The organism is Micromonospora sp. WMMD723 (genome assembly GCF_049863385.1).
In the GTDB taxonomy this organism is placed as follows: domain Bacteria; phylum Actinomycetota; class Actinomycetes; order Mycobacteriales; family Micromonosporaceae; genus Micromonospora; species Micromonospora wenchangensis.
The window spans coordinates 6,983,926-7,001,825 of the sequence record NZ_JBMKNR010000001.1; the positions used below are offsets into that span (position 1 = coordinate 6,983,926).

Annotated in this window: 12 protein-coding genes; 7 read left to right on the forward strand and 5 right to left on the reverse strand. The window is 74.5% G+C overall.

The genetic code is table 11. From position 1 onward, the window contains the following. The first annotated feature begins 143 nt into the window (after window positions 1-143). Genes ACN261_RS30105 through ACN261_RS30120 form a run of 4 tightly spaced genes read left to right on the forward strand, consistent with a single transcriptional unit; the run spans window position 144 to window position 7,309 of the window. Window positions 144-2,771, forward strand: coding sequence for a fibronectin type III domain-containing protein (locus ACN261_RS30105; protein ID WP_425853441.1), 2,628 nt, complete (start codon window positions 144-146; stop codon window positions 2,769-2,771). A gap of 35 nt (window positions 2,772-2,806) precedes the next feature. Next, window positions 2,807-3,805 carry an AAA family ATPase gene (locus tag ACN261_RS30110; protein ID WP_204926201.1) on the forward strand — a complete coding sequence of 333 codons (999 nt, stop codon included), beginning with the start codon at window positions 2,807-2,809 and terminating at the stop codon, window positions 3,803-3,805. A gap of 10 nt (window positions 3,806-3,815) precedes the next feature. Beyond that, entirely contained in the window at window positions 3,816-5,003 is a 1,188-nt protein-coding gene (locus ACN261_RS30115) for a DUF58 domain-containing protein (protein WP_421483232.1), read from the forward strand. Further along, window positions 4,979-7,309, forward strand: a complete 2,331-nt coding sequence (locus tag ACN261_RS30120; protein ID WP_425853442.1) for a DUF3488 and transglutaminase-like domain-containing protein — start codon at window positions 4,979-4,981, stop codon at window positions 7,307-7,309. Before ACN261_RS30115 ends, ACN261_RS30120 begins: the two co-directional genes overlap by 25 nt. Before the next feature lie 185 nt (window positions 7,310-7,494). Here the strand turns inward: ACN261_RS30120 and ACN261_RS30125 are convergent, their stop codons facing one another. Both ACN261_RS30125 and ACN261_RS30130 read right to left on the reverse strand, forming a co-directional pair. Beyond that, window positions 7,495-8,304: an SDR family oxidoreductase gene (locus ACN261_RS30125; RefSeq protein WP_421483234.1), complete on the reverse strand. Its 810-nt coding sequence runs from the start codon at window positions 8,302-8,304 to the stop codon at window positions 7,495-7,497. Window position 8,305: 1 nt separating this feature from the next. Continuing rightward, entirely contained in the window at window positions 8,306-9,325 is a 1,020-nt protein-coding gene (locus ACN261_RS30130; RefSeq protein WP_425853443.1) for an LLM class F420-dependent oxidoreductase, read from the reverse strand. Window positions 9,326-9,376: 51 nt separating this feature from the next. Between ACN261_RS30130 and ACN261_RS30135 the strand changes: the two genes are divergently transcribed. Beyond that, complete coding sequence (locus ACN261_RS30135; protein ID WP_425853444.1) at window positions 9,377-9,568, forward strand: hypothetical protein; 192 nt, start codon at window positions 9,377-9,379, stop codon at window positions 9,566-9,568. A gap of 154 nt (window positions 9,569-9,722) precedes the next feature. On the opposite strand, the gene ACN261_RS30140 is transcribed toward ACN261_RS30135, so the two are convergent. Together ACN261_RS30140 and ACN261_RS30145 are read right to left on the reverse strand one after the other, a co-directional pair. After that, window positions 9,723-10,445, reverse strand: a complete 723-nt coding sequence (locus ACN261_RS30140) for a maleylpyruvate isomerase N-terminal domain-containing protein (protein ID WP_425853445.1) — start codon at window positions 10,443-10,445, stop codon at window positions 9,723-9,725. Window positions 10,446-10,473: 28 nt separating this feature from the next. Further along, window positions 10,474-11,361, reverse strand: a complete 888-nt coding sequence (locus tag ACN261_RS30145) for a phosphatase PAP2 family protein (protein WP_421483238.1) — start codon at window positions 11,359-11,361, stop codon at window positions 10,474-10,476. Window positions 11,362-11,570: 209 nt separating this feature from the next. Here ACN261_RS30145 and ACN261_RS30150 point away from each other — a divergent pair, with 209 nt between their 5' ends. Beyond that, window positions 11,571-12,194: a DUF3159 domain-containing protein gene (locus ACN261_RS30150; protein ID WP_421486862.1), complete on the forward strand. Its 624-nt coding sequence runs from the start codon at window positions 11,571-11,573 to the stop codon at window positions 12,192-12,194. 338 nt (window positions 12,195-12,532) lie between these two features. Here ACN261_RS30150 and ACN261_RS30155 read toward each other — a convergent pair whose 3' ends face one another. Next, complete coding sequence (locus ACN261_RS30155) at window positions 12,533-15,439, reverse strand: glycoside hydrolase family 48 protein (RefSeq protein ID WP_421483239.1); 2,907 nt, start codon at window positions 15,437-15,439, stop codon at window positions 12,533-12,535. Window positions 15,440-16,326: 887 nt separating this feature from the next. Here ACN261_RS30155 and ACN261_RS30160 point away from each other — a divergent pair. Next, window positions 16,327-17,820, forward strand: a complete 1,494-nt coding sequence (locus ACN261_RS30160) for a GH1 family beta-glucosidase (protein WP_425853446.1) — start codon at window positions 16,327-16,329, stop codon at window positions 17,818-17,820. Window positions 17,821-17,900 lie beyond the last annotated feature (80 nt).

The following is a 17,900-nucleotide window of genomic DNA, read 5'->3' on the forward strand; positions in this document are numbered from 1 at the left end:
CCGGACCGGCACGCTGGGTGTCCGCGACGGAACGGTCCGGGTTTCCTCGTCCCGGATCGACCCCTATGATGTGCCACGGTTCAGGCGAGGGCGTCCGGCACCCGGCACGCCGTCTGAGGCCACCGGACGGAGGGCGACCCGCTGTGGCCAGCATCGACGATGCCGCGAGCGCCGGGGACGGCGCGTCCCGTCGACGGTCCCGGTTGCGGGGTGGGCTGGTCACGGTCGGCACGGTGACCGCGCTGGTGGCGGCGTTGGGCCTCACCCTGCTGGGTCGGGGTGCCGCCGAGGACGCGTTGGCCAGTTTCGACGCGAGCAGTTGGCTGTGGAGCAGCACCCGGGGTGAGTTGGCCCGGGTCAACGGGATCACCGCCAGGGTGGACACCCGCAAGGAGGTTCCCGGTGCCCGGCAGCATCCGGTCCAGGTCACCCAGACCGACCGGCTGCTCGTCCTGCGCGACCTGGAGACCGGCCAGGTGAGCGCGCTGGACCTGGCGACCCTCCAGATCACCGCGACCACCCCCACCACGCCCGGTCTCGGGGTCAACGTGGTGCTGCACGAGGATGCCGCGTTCGTGGTGGACGCGGTGCGTGGCGTGGTGCGTCAGCTCGATCCCCGTTCACTGGTGCCGGTGGGTGACCCGGTGCTGTTCCCGCCGGGCATCACGGCCGGCGCGTTCGACGGTCGGGGCCGGTTGTGGATCGCGGTGCCGTCGGAGGGCACGGTCGCGGCGGTCACCGCCGCCGTGCTGCCGTCCGGGCCGGCGTCGGGGGCGGCCGACGTCGGGGGTCCCCGACGGGTGCAGACGCATCCGGTGGCCGAGCCGAGTCACGAGTTGACGTTGTCCACTCTGGACGACGGGGTGGCGGTGCTGGACCGCACCACGGGCACGCTGGTGACGGTCCGGGGCGGGCAGGTCCGGCGTACGGTGCTGGAGGCCGCTGCGGGTGGGGCGGTGCCGGCGCGGACCAGCGGCCCGGTGGTGCCGGTGACGATCGGCGGGGAACGGCGGGTGCTCGCCGTCGGTGACGGCCGGGTGGTCACCCGGTTCGTCGTGCCGGGTAGCGGCGACCGGGTCGGGCCGGCCGTGGCCTGGGCGGGCCGGTTCTACTGCGCCGACGGGGTCACCGGCACGATCTACGCGTTCGACGGGTCCGGGCAGTTGGTGGAGACGATCCGGCCGGGCCGCACGACCGGCCCGCTGGAGCTGGAGCTGGAGGTGCGGGAGAACCACCTGTTCATCAACGCCCCGGGTTCGGCCACCGCCCGGGTGGTCGACGACGCGCACCGGGTACGCACCGTCGACAAGTACGCCAACGACGTGTTGGGCGGGGACCCGCCGCCGGACCCGCCCCCGCCGCCTCCGCCGCCGAAGCCCCGGGTGGGCAAGCCCGGCGCGCCGGGTCAGGTCACCGCCACCGCCGGGGACGCGCGGGCCCGGATCGCCTGGCGGCCCGCCGCCGCGAACGGTTCGGCCGTGCTGCGGTACGTGGTGCAGGGCGCGGGGCGTCGGCACGAGGTGGGGGCGAACCAGCGGTCGCTGGAGGTCACCGGGCTGACCAACGGGTCGACGTACACGTTCACGGTGTACGCGGTGAACGGCAGGGGCGACGGCCCGGCGCGGCGCAGCAACCCGGTGACCCCGACCTCGGCGGTGCCGGCCCCACCGGCCGGGGTCAGCGCGCAGGCCCGCCCCGACGGCACCGTGCTGGTGCGCTGGCCGGCGGCCGACGGTCAGGGCAACCGGATCGCCCGGTACGCGGTGACCGCCACCTCGGCCGGCGCGAACGCCCCGGTCGGCGAGTCGCGCCGCACCGAGCTGGTGGTGCCGGCCGGTGAGTTGACCTACGGCACCCAGTACGCGTTCACGGTGGTCGCGGTCAGCGACCGGGGTGCCGCCTCGGTGGCTTCCCCGCTCAGTGACCCGGTGGTGCCGTTCGCCGCGCCGGGGCAGCCGGCGGGCCTGCGGGCGGCGACGGTGGCCGACCGGGCGGGCACGGTCGCGGTGCAGTGGTCGGCGGCGGCGAACGGTCGCCCGGTGAGCCGCTACCAGGTGGACGTGGGCGGGCGGACCAGCGAGGTGACCGGCACCGACACGACCGTCAGCGGGCTGGGGGACGGGCAGAACGTGCTGGTGCGCGTACGGGCGGTCAACGAGGCCGGGCCGGGGCCGCAGGCGAGCGTCACCGCCCGGACGGTGGCCGCGCCCCGGGTGACGGTGACCGGGTCCTCGGCGGACGCGACGTCGGTGACGGTGACGTTCACCGTGGACGCCGGGGGCGGGGAGTCGACCTGCACCGCCGCCACCGGCGGGAAGAACGCCACGGGCAGCTGTGCCAGCCTGCGGGTGACCGGCCTGACCCCGGGCACCGCCTACACGGTGACGGTGACGGCCGCCAACCCCGCCGGTCGGGGCACCGCCACCCGGGCGCAGGGCACCGACCCGTTGTACGGGGTGGCGACCTGCGTCAACGGGCCGGACGGCGACCAGCGCACCTACTGCGACCGCGATGTGGACGGTCGTAACGGCAACGAGGTGTTCTCGGTGCCCCGGCAGGACAACGACAAACAGGTCGGTTGGGCGAAGCCGGGCACCCGGCTGCGGGCGTACTGTCGGCGGCAGGGCGAGAACGTCGACTCGTGGATCTACAACGACCAGAAGCAGTCCACCTGGTGGGTCCGGGTCGACTACCAGGGACGCAACTACATCCCCTGGGCCTGGCTCAACCTGGCCGGCGGTGACGACATCGCCGTGCTGCCCACCTGCTGACCAGCGCCGCCGCAGCCGAGGAGCATCCCGCCGTCGTGAACGACACCCCCGCACCGCTGAGCCAGTCGGAGGTCCAGGGTTTCGCCGCCCTGGCCGCCCGGCTGGCCGGGAACGTCAACGCGGTCGTGCTGGGCAAGCCGGAGGTGGTGCGGTTGGCGTTGACCGCCCTGTTCGCCCAGGGGCACGTGCTGCTGGAGGACGTGCCGGGGGTGGGCAAGACCACCCTGGCGCGGGCGGTGGCGGCGACCGTGCAGGGCCAGTGGCGGCGGATCCAGTTCACCCCGGACCTGCTCCCCTCGGATGTCTCCGGGGTGACGATCTTCAACCAGGCCAGCCGGGGTTTCGAGTTCCATCCGGGGCCGGTGTTCGCCAACATCGTCATCGCCGACGAGATCAACCGGGCCTCGCCGAAGACCCAGTCGGCGCTGCTGGAGGTGATGGAGGAGCGGACGGTCACCGTGGACGGGGTCCGGCATCCGGTGCCGCAGCCGTTCCTGGTGGTCGCCACGCAGAACCCGGTGGAGATGGACGGCACCTACCGGCTGCCCGAGGCGCAGCTGGACCGGTTCCTGGTGAAGCTGTCGGTGGGGTACCCGGACGAGGCGGTCGAGGTGGAGGTGCTGCGCGGGGCGACGGTCCGCTCCCCCGACTCGCTGCAACCGGTCACCGACACGGCCACCGTCGGGGAGATGGTCCGGATGGCCCGCCGGGTGCACATCGCCGAACCCCTCTACGGGTACGCCGTCCGGCTGGCCACTGCCACCCGGGCGCATCCGCAGGTCCGGGTGGGGGTCAGCCCCCGCGGGGTGATCGCGTTGACCCGGGCGGCGTGCGCGTACGCGCTGATCGACGGTCGGGGCTGGATCATGCCGGAGGACCTGAAGGCGCTCGTCGAACCGGTCTTCGCCCACCGGCTGCTGCTCACCGCCGACGCGCAGGTGCGCGGGGTGACCGCCGCCGACGTGCTGCGGCAGGCGGTGGCGTCGGTGCCGGTGCCGCTGCCGTCGGGCCAGTCGACCCCGACGCACGGCTGACCGGGCCGGCGTGGGGCTCACCGCCCGGGGTACCGGGCTGCTCGTCGCCGCGACCGCGTTGCTCGGCGCGGGGCTGCGGTTCGCGTACCCGGAGCTGGCCGTGCTGGGGGCGGCGGGCGCGGTGGCGGTCGGTCAGGCGGTGCTGGCGGCGGCCCGCACGCCCCGGCTGGTGGTGTCCCGCACCGCCGACCCGGACCGGGTGGCGGTGGGCGAGCCGGCCCGGATGGCGCTGACCGTCCGCAACGCCGGGCGGCTGCGGGTGGGTAACCTGCTGGCCGAGGACCGGTGCGCGGGCCGGCCGGTGCCGGTGCCGATGCTGCGGCTGCGTCCCGGCCGGGACACCGGCCTCTCCTACGACGTGCCGACCCGTCGACGCGGGGTGCTGCCGGTGGGACCGTTGCGGGTGACCCGCCGCGACCCGCTGGGCCTGTACGCCGCGACCCGCGCGTACGGGCCGACGGCGGTGGTCCGGGTGCATCCCCGGGTGCACCCGTTGACGGCGGTGCCGACCGGGGCGGGACGCAGCCTGGACGGGCGGGTCGACGGGGTGCCGCACGGGTCGATCACCTTCGACGCGCTGCGGGAGTACGTGGTCGGCGACGAGCTGCGCCGGGTGCACTGGCGGACCAGCGCCCGGGTGGGTGAGCTGATGGTGCGGGAGAACGTGGACACCAGCCTGCCCCGGATCGTGGTGCTGCTGGACAACCGGGCCGCCGCCCATCCGGACCGGTCCGCCGGGGTGGCCGCGTCGTTCGAGGCGGCCTGCGAGGCGGCGGCGTCGCTGGTGGTGGCCGCGTTCCGGCAGGACCTGCCGGTGGTGCTGCTGCTGGTCTGCCCGGCCGACGACCGGACGGCCGACCCGCCGCTGGACCGGCTCGCCGCGGTGACCCTGACCGACCCGCCGGGCCGGCAGCCCGACGGCGCGACGACGGCCGGTGACCGCGACGGTGCGGCACTGGAGGCGACCCTGAACCGGCTGCGCGCCGACCGGCCGGGTGACACGCTGGTCTTCCTCACCGGTCCCGGTGGCCGCGACGACGTCGGCCGGGTCGGCGCGCTGCGCGGGGCGTACCCGTCGGTGGTGGTGGGGGTGTTGGGGGCGGCCGGGCCGACGCCGGCGGCGGCCGGGCCGGTGGTGCTCGACGCGGTCGACGGCGCGGCGTTCGCCGCCGCGTGGGACGCGACCGGCCGATGGTGACGGTGACCGACCGGCCCGACGCCGCCGCACGGGCGCGGGCGGGTGGCCCGGCCGGCGGCGGGCCGGGCCGGGCCGTCGTCCGGGTGCTGCGGGCGGCCGTGGTGCCGGTGACGCTCGTCGCCGCCGTCGCCCTGGCCGGTGTGGCACTCGACCGGGTGTACGCAGGTGACCTGCTGACCCGCCTGGTGTGCGGCGCGGCCCTGGGGGCGGTGCTGGTCAGCGTGGCCGCCCGCCGGTTGCCGTCCTGGCAGGTGGCGCCGCTGTCGGTGGCCGCCATGCTCGGCGCGACGGCCTGGTCGGTGCGGCTCGCCGCCGCACACGCCGACCTGCCAGGTGGTTTCCTCGACGTGACCGCCGACGCCGCCGCCAACGCGGTGCCCCGGCTGCTCACCGCGATGATCCCGGTCGAACCGGCCCCGGACACGGTGCTGGTGCCGGTGGTCGCCGCCTGGTTGGCCGGGCTGGCCGGTGCCGAAGTCGCGCTGCGGGCCGGCCGGGTGCTGCTGGGTTTCCTCCCGGCCACCGCGTCGTACGCCGGTGCCGTCTACGTCGTCGGCCCGAACGCCCTACCGGCCGTCGGGTCGTCGGTGGCCTTCGCCGGACTGGTCGCGCTCGCCCTGGCCGCCGGCCGCACGCCCGGCGGCGACCCGGCCGCCGGACTGCCGCCTGCCGTACGCGGACCGGTACGGGTCCGGGCGACGGTGGTCTCCGCCGCCGGGGTGGCGGTGGTGGTCGGGTCGGCGGCACTGCTCGGGCCGGCCCTCACCGGCCGGATCGACGACCGGCCGGTCGACCCGCGCCGCTACGTGCCGCCGCCCCGGGTGGAGTCGCTGGACGAGAACCCGCTGATCCGGATCTCCGGCTGGGCGTTGGAGCCGCAGCAGAAGCTGCTGGACGTGTCGACCCGGGCCCCGGGCGACGGGCCGACCACAATCCGGCTGGCCGTGCTCAGCGACTACGACGGGGTGACCTGGCGGGTCGGGGCGACCTACCGCACCGCCGGTCGGGTCCTGCCCGGCGGCGACCCGCAGGAGGCGGACACCGTCCGGCAGGAGATCACCGTGGCCGGGTTGACCGGCCGGCTGCTGCCCGCGGTGGCCACCCCCCGCACCGTCGACGGGGCCCGGGTGGCGTACGACCCGCAGAGCGGCACGTTGATCCGGCCGGAGGGGCTGACCCCGGGGTTGACGTACACGGTCACCTCGGCGCGGGAACGGCTGGACGCGAACCTGCTCGCCACCGCCGACGTACCGGCCGGGGCACAGGTGGCCCGGGTGCTGCGGGTGCCCGACGGGACACCGGAACGGCTGCGCCGGCTCGCCACCCACCTCGCCGAGGAGAACGGCGCCCCGTACGCGCGGGCGGCGGCGGTGGAGCAGTTCCTCGCCGAGCACTACCGGCTGGTGGCGGACGCGCCGAGCGGGCACGCGTACCCGAATCTGGAGTTCTTCCTGTTCGGGCCGCGCGGTGGCGGCGGCCAACGGGGCACCTCGGAGCAGTTCGCCGCCGCCTTCGCGGTGCTGGGCCGGTTGACCGGCCTGCCCACCCGGGTGGTGGTCGGGTTCACCGCCCGGGGCGACGGGCCGGTGCGGGCCGCTGACGCGTACGCCTGGCCGGAGGTGCTTTTCGCCGGGGTGGGGTGGGTGCCGTTCGACCCCCGGCCCCGCCCGGACACCGCGCCCCGGCCGGTGGAGGACGACTTCCGGCCGGCCCCGCCGAGCCCGCCGCCGTCGGAGGTGCCCGAGCCGACCGGCACCCCGTCGGCCACCCCGCCGGCGGTGGCCGCACCGGGCCGGACCACCGGTGGGCGCGGCGGGTCGACGCCGTTGCTGCTGGGTGCCGGTGCCGGCGGGTTGCTGCTGCCCGGGGTGGCCCTGGGGGTGCTGGCCTGGTGCCGCCGGGCGCAGACCCGCGCCCGGTTGGGCCGGGGTGACCCGGGGGCCAGGGTGGGCGGCGCGTGGCGGCACACCACCGACGCGCTGCGGCTGTCGGGGCGACCGGTCGGCGGGGACCTGTCCGCCACCGAGGTCACCGACCGGGCCCGCCGCGCCCTCGCCGAGGACGCCGCCCGCGCCGGGGGTTCCCCGCCCGTACCGGACACCGCCCGCGCCGGGGACCCGGGGCTGACCGAGTTGGCCGGGCTGCTCAACCAGGCGGCCTTCGCCCCCGGCACGCTCACCGACGCCCAGGCCGACCGGGCCGGGGACATCGCCGTCGCCTACGCGACCGCGCTGCGGGCGGCCCGCCCCGGCTGGCGGCGGCTGCTCTGGTCGGTACACCCAGGCCCGCTGCGCTGGCCCCGCTGACGCCCCCGACACGGCACCCCGCCCGCGCGGTCGACCGGCCGCCAGCTCGCCGGGAGCGCCCCCGCGCCACCCGGCAGATCGCCGCCCGGACCCTCGCCCGGTGGTGAGGTCCGGACCCTCGCCCGGTGGTGAGGGGCCGCTGCCGGCCGCGCCCCTCCGGCGGGAGCGGCGGCAGCCCGGTGCGGCTACGCCGGGGGCGGACCGGCGGCACGCAACCGGCGGACCAGTTTGCGCAGGCCGGCCTGCCAGCCGTCCGGGTCCTCGGCGCGGCGCAGCGCGTACCCGGCGACCTCGGGGTGGGGCAGGATGAGGAAACGTTCCTCGGCGAGCCCGGCGACCGCCGCGTCGGCGACCTGGTCGCCGGTGAGCACCGGGCCGGAGGCGGCGATCACCCGGGCGGCCAGGTGGCCGGTGGCCAGCCCGTCGGCGAGCATCGGGGTGTCCACCCCCTGCGGGCACAGCGCGCTGACCCGGATGCCCTGGTCCCGGTAGGTGATCGCCAGCCACTCGGCCAGCCCGACCGCCGCGTGCTTGGTGGCGGTGTACGGGGCGTCGCCGACCGCGGTGAGCACCCCGGCCGCCGAGCAGGTGTGCATCAGGTGACCGCCGCCCCGGGCCAGCATGCCGGGCAGCACGGCGCGGGCGGCGTACACGTGGGCGAGCACGTTGACCCGCCAGGCGCGGTCCCAGTCGGCGTCGGGGGCGTCGATGCCGGCGCCGGTGGCCACCCCCGCGTTGGCGCAGAACAGGTCGATCCGGCCGTACCGTCGCTCGGTGTCGGCGACCAGGTCACGGACCTGGCCCTCGTCGGCGGCGTCGACGGCGACCCCCCGGGCGACCGGGCCGACCGCGTCGGCGACGGCGGCGGTCGCGCGGGCGTCGAGATCGGCCAGGACCACGGCGGCGGCCCCCTCGGCGGCGAAGCGACGGGCCAGCGCCGCGCCGATGCCACCCGCTCCCCCGGTGATCACCACCACCCGGCCGGTCAGGTTCATCTCAGCCCCGTTCCGTCGGCTGTCCGGCGTCCACCGCCGACGGCGGGCCCAGCCGGCTGATCAGCTCACCCAGGGCGGCGGCCCCACCGGCGGTCACCTCCGGGGTGGGCAGCAGGGCCAGCACCGGCACGTCCACGCCCGCGTCGGCGTAGCGGCGGACCTGGTCGCGGCAGTGCTCGGGCGAGCCGTGCAGGATCAGCGCGTCGACCACCTCGTCGGGCACGGCCGCGGCGGCGGCCCGCCGGTCACCTGCCGTCCAGGCCGCCCAGACCGGGCCGAGCACGTCCTCGCGCCCCAGCCAGCGGTGGAACTCGGCGTACGCGGGGACGGTGAGGTAGCTGGTGATCAGCCGCCGGCCGAGGGTACGGGCGTAGCCGGCGTCCTCGGTGGGGCAGACGAAGATCCGGGCGACCACCTCGAAGCCGGGACCGCGCCCGGTCAGCTCGGCGAGGGCCTGCGCGACGTCGTCGGCGGCCAACCAGTTGAGGATCACCCCGTCGGCCTCGGCGGCGGCCAGCCGCAGCATCCCCGGGCGCAGGGCGGCCAGCAGCACCGGTGGTGGGCTGGCCGGCGGGCGTTCCAGGGTGAACCGGCGCACCCGGAACGTGTCGAACGCCCCGTCGACCGTCTCGCCCCGCAGCGCCGGCCGCAGGAACCGCAGCAGGTCGCGGGTGCGCCGGAACGGCTCGGTGTACGGCACCCCGTTCCAGTCCCCCACCACCACCGGGGACGACGCGCCGATGCCGAGGGCGAACCGGCCCGGGGCGGCCTCGGCCAGCGCCGCCGCGCTCATCGCCAGCAGCCCCGGCCCCCGGGTGAAGACGGGGGTGATCGCGGTGCCCAGCCGCAGGCCGGGTTGCCAGGCGGCGGCCAGCGCCAGCGGGGTGAACGCGTCGGTGCCGTTGACCTCCGACGACCACAGGTCGGTGAAACCCGCCTCCGCCAGGGCCGCGTAGCCGGCCGCGTGCTCGGCGAGCGGGACACCGGTCAGCGGCACGGTGAAGCCCCATCGGTTCGTCATCCGGTCGATGCTGCCCGCTCGTCCCCGACGGAACAAGGGTGGATTGCCGCGTTGGCCGTTCCCGGGACCGGCCAGGCTGCTCCTGACCCCTGGTGGGTCGGGCCGACGGCAGCTGCCGACGATCATGACGGACGGCGGACAGGCCGCGCTCCGCTGCGGCGTACCGGGTCGGCGCAGGGCGCGACCTCCCTGGAGCTCTTCGTCGACCTGGTGTACGTCTTCGCGCTCACCCGGATCTCGTGATCAGCCGCCGCCCGCCTGAGTCCGGTGATCAAGAGGTTCGCGTCAAGTCTGATCATCAAGCTGACGCGAACCTCTTGATCATCGCGCGCAAACCTCTTGATCACCGCGCGCGAACCTCTTGATCACCGCGCACGGTGGGGGGTGGGGGTGGGGGTCAGCGCTGGGCGGTGAGGGACAGGTGGGGCCAGGGGTGCGCGGTGATGATCCGCTGCTCGGCGGGAGTGAGCGGGGCGCGGCCGGTGATCTTGCGGACCAGGGTGGGGCGGTCCCAGCCGAGCCCGTCCGGAACCGGTCGTCCCCCGGTGAACAGGTCGGCGATCACCCGGACGGCGGCCGGGGTGAGCCACGGGTCGCGGCGCAGCGCCACCGCCAGGTCCAGCCCGTGCACGCCGACCTCCACCACGCGGGTCACCAGGAACTCGTGCACCGTCATCGGGTCGCCGTGGCGGGTGCGGACGACCCGGTCAGCCGGCGGCGTCCGCACCGCCGCGTCGGTCGCCCGCCAGGCGGCGGCGAAGGCCGCCGCAGCGGCCACCGCTTCGGCGGACCCGGTCGGGGCGGCGGGATCGCGGGCCGCCCGCCGGGCGTCGGCGATCCGGTCGGCGTCGACCTGCGGGGTGAACTTCGCCGGGCCGAAGTAGCCGGCGGCGTCCACCTCGGCGCGGGGCGGCGCGACCCCGTCGATCATGTCGGCCAGGCGTCCGGCACCCGTGCGGACGTGCGCGATCAGGTCCCGCACCACCCAGGGTGGGCAGGGGGTGGGTCGGGCCAGGTCCGACTCGGTCAGGGTGGCGAGGAGCGTGTCCAGCGTGGCGCACTCGGCGCGGAAGGCCGCGCGTACCGCCGCTGTCTCGCCGTCCGGGTAGGCCGTGTCCATGGTGGCAGCCTGGCAGCGCGGGGCGCCGTCAGCCCTTCCAGCGGGGCACCAGGCGGTGTACGGACAGCAGCACCAGCGCCGCCACCACCCCCATGGTGCCGGCGATCCCGGCGGCGCTGCCGGCGTACCCGATGAACAGGGTGCGGCGGGTCAGCTCGTCCACCGGCGTCTGCTGCTGGTCGAGCAGGCCGGACAGGGCGATGCCGCAGCCGAGGACGGCGAGCAGGCCACCGATGCCGAGCACACTGGCGGCCACCTTGTGGGCGTCGTCGGGAGCGACCTGCGCCTGCTCGTGCTGGAACACCAGCAGCAGCAGGCCGGCCAGCGCCGCCCAGACCCCGACCACCAGGAAGGCGGCGACCGCGTCGCTGGGCCGGTGCCAGCCGGCGGAGAGGGTGGCCACCCCGGCGATGGCGGCGTACGCGGTGCCGAGGAACGCCCCCAGCACGCGTACCTTGGCCGGCAGCACCAGGATCAGCGCCAGCGCCACCGAGGCGGCGATGGTGGTGTGTCCGCTGGGCAGGCTGTTGCCGACGGCGTCGCGTTGCGGGTCGATGCCGAGCGCGGGCCGGTCGATGACGTACTTGAGCACCTGGGTGGTGACGTTCGCCCCGGCGATCAGCAGGGTGGCCGAGATGGCGAGCGCCTTGCGGCCCCGGATCAGGGCGATGAAGAAGATCACCACCATGGCCGCCAGCAGGGAGACCACCGACATGGCGTTGAGGATCCGGTTGACCAGACCGTCGATGCGGTCCTGGCCGATCCGGTTGCCGGTCAACGCGACGGTGTCGAGCCACTGCCCGGTCCCGGTGTGCACGGCGAACCGCCACACCAGCAGGAAGGCCGCCGTCTGGGCCAACGCCAGCACGACCAACCAGACCGCGGTCCAACCCCTTGCCGTCGCACGCACCCGCACACCGTAGCGGCACGCGCGGCACGTCGCGCGTGGGCCCACCGGGACGGTCCGGATACCTTGACACGGGACCACGGGAGGTGACGGTGACCGGCACACCACAACAGGGACGACCGACCCGGCAACCGCCGGCCGGGGACCCGCCGACACCGCAGGGGTCGGCCCCGCAGCCAGCACCCGGACCGCCCGCGGACGCCAGGCCACCGGACCCGGTGGAGTCGTTGGCCGGTCTGCTCGGCGGGCGCGGTGGCGCGATCGACGCGACGCTGCCGCCGGTGGCGTTCACCGTCGGCTGGCTGGCGACCGGACGGTCGGTCGTCGGCGGGGTGGCGGTGGCGGTGCTGGCCGGCACGGCGGTGGCGCTGTGGCGGTGGCGGCGCGGGGACCGCCCCCGGGCGGTGCTGATCGGCCTGCTGGCCGTGTGCCTGGCCGCCGTGGTGGCGCTGCGCACCGGCCGGGCGGCCGACTTCTTCGCGGTGCAGGTCTTCTCGAACCTCGCCAGCGCGCTGGTCTGGGTGGTGAGCATCGTGGTACGCCGGCCGCTGCTCGGCGTGGTCGTCGGGGCGGCGCTGCGGCAACGGGGGCGGTGGCGGCGCGACCCGGCGCTGTTGCGGGCGTACGGGCGGGGCAGTTGGGTGTGGGCGGCCACCTACGTGCTGCGGGTGGCGGTGTTCCTGCCGCTGTGGCTGGGCGGGCAGGTGCTCGCGTTGACCGTGGCCCGGGTGGCGTTGACCTGGCCGCTGGTGGCGGCGGCGCTGACGGTGAGCTGGGTGGTGATCCGCCGGTCGCTGCCGGCCGGTCATCCGGGGCTGCGGCACCCGGTGCAACCCGGGTGAGCCGGGACCGCCCGTTGCCGACGTGGGGCGCGGGGTGGAGGGGGCACAGACGTTGAAGGAGAGGCCGCCACGGGGGGAGCGGCCTCTCCGATCAACACGGTACTCCGTCATGGGGCGTCGCGTTATCCCGCGCGCGCCTCTTTTTTCACCGCTTTCCCGCCGGGGCGGGAAAGGGGATGGTGGGGTGGGCCGGCCGCTCCGCTGCGTCGGCCGGACGGTCGACCCACCCCCGGCCTGACCGTGGGAATCAGGCCGCCCGCCGACCGGGCTGTCCGCTCCCCCGGGCCCGGTCGGCCTCCGGGTGGGTGGCGCCGCGCCACCCACCCGGCAGGGTCAACTCACCCGTTCGGGAAGAGCATCCCGTAGTCCGCGTACGCCATGGCGATGTCGGACTGGGCCCAGAACCGGTGGTAGTTGAAGGTCGGCTCGGGGCCACCCTTGAGGTACGCGTCGACCTTCGGCCAGTCCGGGTCGTTCTTGTAGAACGACCGGATGTCCAGGAAGCTCTTGCCGGCGGCGATGGTGTCGCCGTTGGGCATCTTCCCGGTCCAGCCCGGCGGCACGTAGAGGCCCTGGCCGTCGGCGGCGTTGTAGACGTCGTCGAACCGCTTGTAGTCGCCGCGGGTCTCGGTCGTCGACACGCCCTTGCTGTCGCTGGCCGCCGAGAGCGCGTCCAGCAGGCCCTTGCCGGTGGTCTTCGCCTGGGTGTTGCCGGACTTGGCCGCGTAGGCGATCAGGGTCCGGGCGAGGGAGCCGGTGACGCCGACGTCCTGGCCCGTGGACATGACCTCGACGTGCAGGCCGGTGTTGGACGCCGGGCTGCTCGGGTTCCAGTTGGCGGGCTGGCCCGTCCACTTGAGCTCCGACGGGACCGACCAGTTGGTGCCCAGCTTGGTGTTGGCGATCGCCCACGGCACCCACTTGTCGAGCAGCGCCTTGGCCTTGGTGTTGCCGGTCTCCAGGTACAGCTCGGCGATGCGCTGCATCGACCAGACCTGCATGCCGAACCACTGGTTCGACGGCGGGTCGTTGTAGACCGGGTCGACGTCGTAGTACATGCCGTAGAAGGTGGCGGTGCCGGCCGGCGGCTGGGCGTAGCTACCGTCCCAGCTGTTGGTGGCGCCACCGGCGATGCCGCCCTCGGCGGACTGGAGCCAGGTGTAGAACTCCAGCTGCCGGTCGAGGCTCTTCTGCCAGTCGCCGACCGCGGTCGGGGACTTCGGCTTCAGCTCGTTCACGTTGGTCATCGCCCAGGCCGCGAACGGGTTCTGGTAACCGAAGTGGCTGTGGCTGGAGCCGATCCGCCAGGACCAGCCCGCGCTGGCGTCGTACGCGCCACCCCAGGCGTAGTACCAGGACAGCAGGTAGTGCGCCGAGTCCTTGCCGGTGCCGGCGGGGCAGGTGCTGGCCCCGACGCAGTTGCCGATCTTCTTGAAGTACTTGTCGTACATCGCGTACCGCAGGTAGTCGCCCATCTTGGCGGCCTTGGCCACGGTGGCGGCGACGTCGGCCTGCTTGCCCTGCGCCTTGGCCCAGGTCAGCGCCCAGTACGCCGCCTGGATGGCGCGGGCGTCGGCGTCCGGGGCGTTGGTGTACTTCCACTGCTTGGCCGGGGCACCCGAGTCCTTGACGAACAGGTCGAGGTAGCCGTACTGGCCGCCGTGCTTGAAGGTGTCGCAGGACGGCTGCGGGATGGTCTCCCACACCGACTCCTGCGTGCCACGCTGGAAGGTGTTGATGTACGCCGGCTTGGTGGTGCCGTCACCGCACCGGCCGAAGCCGTAGGTGTTGTCGACGTCCATCAGCCAGTGCATGCCGTAGATGTCGCCGGTGCCGTAGGTGGACTGCAGCTCCGAGCGCAGCGGGTCCTGGCCGACCGGGACGCTGGCGTTCAGCGCCGACGGGTACTGGCTGGGCAGGTTGTACTCGGCGGCGTACTGCGGGGTGCCGGCGACGCCCGCGGTGGGCTGGTCGGCGTGCGACGGGATGATGTACTTCTCCATCACCGTCCAGGCGTTGTTGAACGGCGCCCAGTTCTGGGTCACCCGGCCGTAGTAGGCCTCCAGCCACAGCCAGTAGCTGAACGCCTCGGAGGTGGTCTCGTGGCCGTGGTCGGGGGCCTCGACGATCAGCGTCTCGATCGAGTGGTACGGCACGCCCTCGGGGCTGAAGTAGCCCGAGTTCTTGATCTTGCCGTACTGGTCGAGGAACTTCGCGACGTAGGCGTTGTCCCCACCGGGGGTGTCGTTGTCGATCTCGGTGGCGGTGACCACCACCGAGGCGACCCCGGTACCGGCCGCGGTGATGGTGGCGGCGCCACCGGCGGTGTCGGTGTCCTCCGCCGCGGCGACCGTGACCGCGACCCCGGTGTTCCAGTTGCTCGGGGTCAGCGTGACGGTGGCGGGCGAGACCGTGATGTCGGTGTCACCGGCGCGGGTGAGGGTGACCGGCACGTTGCCCGAGGGGGCGGCGCTGAGCTTGAGGTTGAAGGTGGTGCTGCCACCCTCGTTGACGCTCACCGTGGACGGCGTGGCGACCAGCACCGGGCCGGTGGCGGCGCCGACGGTGAACGACTTTTCCGACACGCCGATGCCGTTGGCGTTGTCGTACGCCTTGGCCTGGACCGTGTAGCTGCCGGCCGGCAGCGAGGTCAGCGTGTACGCGTACGGCGCGGAGGTGTCGGTGTTGACCAGCAGGCCGTTGCGGTAGAACTCGACCTTGCTGATCGTCCCGTCCGGGTCGCTGGCGGTGGCGGTCAGCGGCACGTCGGCCGGGGCGGTGAACGGGCCGGTGGGCACGCCGAGGGTGACCGTCGGCGGCTGGTTGGCCGGGGTGCCGTTGCACGGGGTGCCGTTGAGGGTGAACGACGTCGGCTTCGGGTTGCTGCCCGAGTAGGAGCCGTTGAACCCGATGGTGGTGGAGCCCCCGGTCGCGATGTTGCCGTTGTAGGACTCGTTGGTCGCGGTGACCTCGCTGCCGCTCTGGCTCCACTTCGCCGACCAGCCCTGGGTGACCCGCTGGCTGCTGTTCGGGAAGGTCCACTTGAGCGACCAGCTGCTGAGCGCGTCGCCCAGGTTCTTGATGGTGACGTTCGCGGTGAAGCCGCTGCCCCAGTCGTTGGTGGCGTAGACCACGTCGCAGGCCGGCGCGGCCTGGGCCGCGCTGGCCGGCAGGCCCACCCCGCCGATGGCGAGTGCGGTGGCGGCGAGCATCGCCGTGCGGCGACGTCTTGCCATGAGTCTCATGTGCGCGGTGTCTCCTCGGACCGGGCCGGGGCTGCGGGCCCCGGCGGGGGCACCTCCACGCGCTGTTACAGGGGTGCGCGGGGGGACGGAGGTGCCGGAATGGTGGTCGGTCCGGCCGGTGGGCCGGGGCAGGGACGGGGTACGGCTCAGGCCGTCGTGCCGTTCCTTCGGGTGCCGTCCGGGAGACCCGGATGCCCTCGGCGACCCATCACTCGCGCGTGTCTGGCTCCGCTGCGTTGATTCGACAGTGTGCCATGGAAGCGCTCCCACGACAACTACCTCTGTCGAAACACAGGTCGATGTTTCGATCTCGTTTAGGGGCTTTCACAAAGCCGTGACGGGCGTTACAGTCGCAGCATCGCCGATGGGAGCGCTTCCATCGACGGAGATGCAACAAGTGAAGGTCACCACCGTGGTCGCCCGACCACGGGGTTCAGCCCGAACGGCTGACGACGGGCCAGCCCGGACACCGTCGCCAGCCAACACCCCACCATCACGGAGGGAGGTGGAACCAGAGCCACTCGCGTGGCCCGGCTCCCGCGCGACACGCACGGCCGGACGCCAATTCGAGCGTGCGTGTGTGCAACACAGGTGGGGACGGGGGTTGCCCTCCCCCGTCCCCACACTAAACCCCCGTACTCGACGGGAAAAGAGGCCGACGGGTCAGGCGTGCGCGCCGCCCGGCCGGCCTCGATCGCTATCTGCCCCTCGACAGATCGGCCGACCGTCCCTCGACGGCGCCCGTCACACTCGCCATTCCCCATCCCGGCCGCCCACGCGCGGCCCTCTAGGCTGGCGGTCCGCCCCGAGGCGGCCGGGCCGTCGCACGCCCGCGCTGGGAGCGCTCCCGGCCGTCGGGGTGGCCCGCACCCTGAGGAGAAACATCCATGTCGATACTCACCCGGCGACGCCTGCTGCGCCGCGCCGCGCTCTCCGCCACCGCCACCGCCGGCGCCGGGCTCTCCGCCGCCGCGGGCGCCGGCCTGACCGCGGCCACCGGCGTGCTGGCCGCCGGCTGCGACGCGCCGAAGGGTGGCGACCCGACCGCCGACCCCGGCGCGGAACGGGTGCGTTTCCCCCACGACTTCGGCTGGGGTGCCGCCACCTCGGCGTACCAGATCGAGGGCGCCGCCAAGGAGGACGGCCGGGGCGCATCGGTCTGGGACACCTTCAGCCACACCCCCGGCCGCACCCGCAACGGCGACACCGGGGACGTGGCCGCCGACCACTACCACCGCTGGGCCGACGACCTGGACCTGATGCGCGACCTCGGGCTGCGCAGCTACCGGTTCTCCATCTCCTGGCCCCGGATCCAGGCCGACGGCACCGGCAAGCCCAACCAGCGCGGGCTCGACTTCTACAAGCGGATCATCGGCGGCCTGCACGAACGCGGCATCGCCCCGATGGTCACCCTGTTCCACTGGGACCTGCCGCAGGCGTTGCAGGACGACGGCGGTTGGGAGAACCGGGACACCGCCCACCGGTTCGCCGACTACGCCGACGCGGTCTTCCGGGGCATCGGCGACCAGGTGCCGGTGTGGTTGACCATCAACGAGCCGAAGACCGTGGTGCAGAACGGCTACCTCTGGGGCCACCACGCCCCCGGCCGGCAGGACGCCGACGCCGCCTACCTCGTCGCCCACCACCTCCAGCTCGCCCACGGCCTCGCCGTCCGCGCGCTGCGGGCCACCGGCTTCGACACCCGGATCGGCCCGGCGCTGAACCTGCACCCGTGCTACCCGGCCGACGACAGCCCGGCCGCCGCTGCGGCCGCGAAGCTGCACGACGGGTACGAGAACCGGCTCTACCTGGATTCCATCCTGACCGGCGCCTACCCGGCCGACGTGCTGGCCGACCTCGGCCCGGACAGCCGGATGGCCAAGGGCATCCGCGACGGCGACCTGGCGACCATCGCCAGCCCGATCGACCTGCTCGCCGTGCAGTACTACACCCCGCTCTACCTGACCGGCAACGGCAACACCGTCACCCGCTGGCCCACCAGCGAGGCGGACTGGCAGCAGATCTACCCGCAGGGCATGTACGACATCCTGACCCGGGTCACCCGCGACTACGGGCCGGTCCCGATCACCGTCACCGAGAACGGTCTGCCCTGCCCGGACACGCTCGGCCCGGACGGCACCGTCGACGACGCCGGCCGGATCGCCTTCCTGCGTGACCACTTCACCGCCGCCCACCGGGCCATCGCCGACGGCGTGCCGCTGGAGAGTTACCACGTCTGGTCGCTGCTCGACAACTTCGAGTGGGCCGAGGGCTACGACCAGCGCTGGGGACTGGTCTACGTGGACTATCCGACCCAGCGGCGTGTCCTCAAGCGCAGCGCCCACTGGTACCGCCAGGTCATCCGGGACAACGGCCTGTAGGTCGGCGCAGGGACCGGAGCAGCACCGGTACGGCCGGACCGCGTGGGGGCGGTCCGGCCCGGCAGCCGACCAGGGGCCGG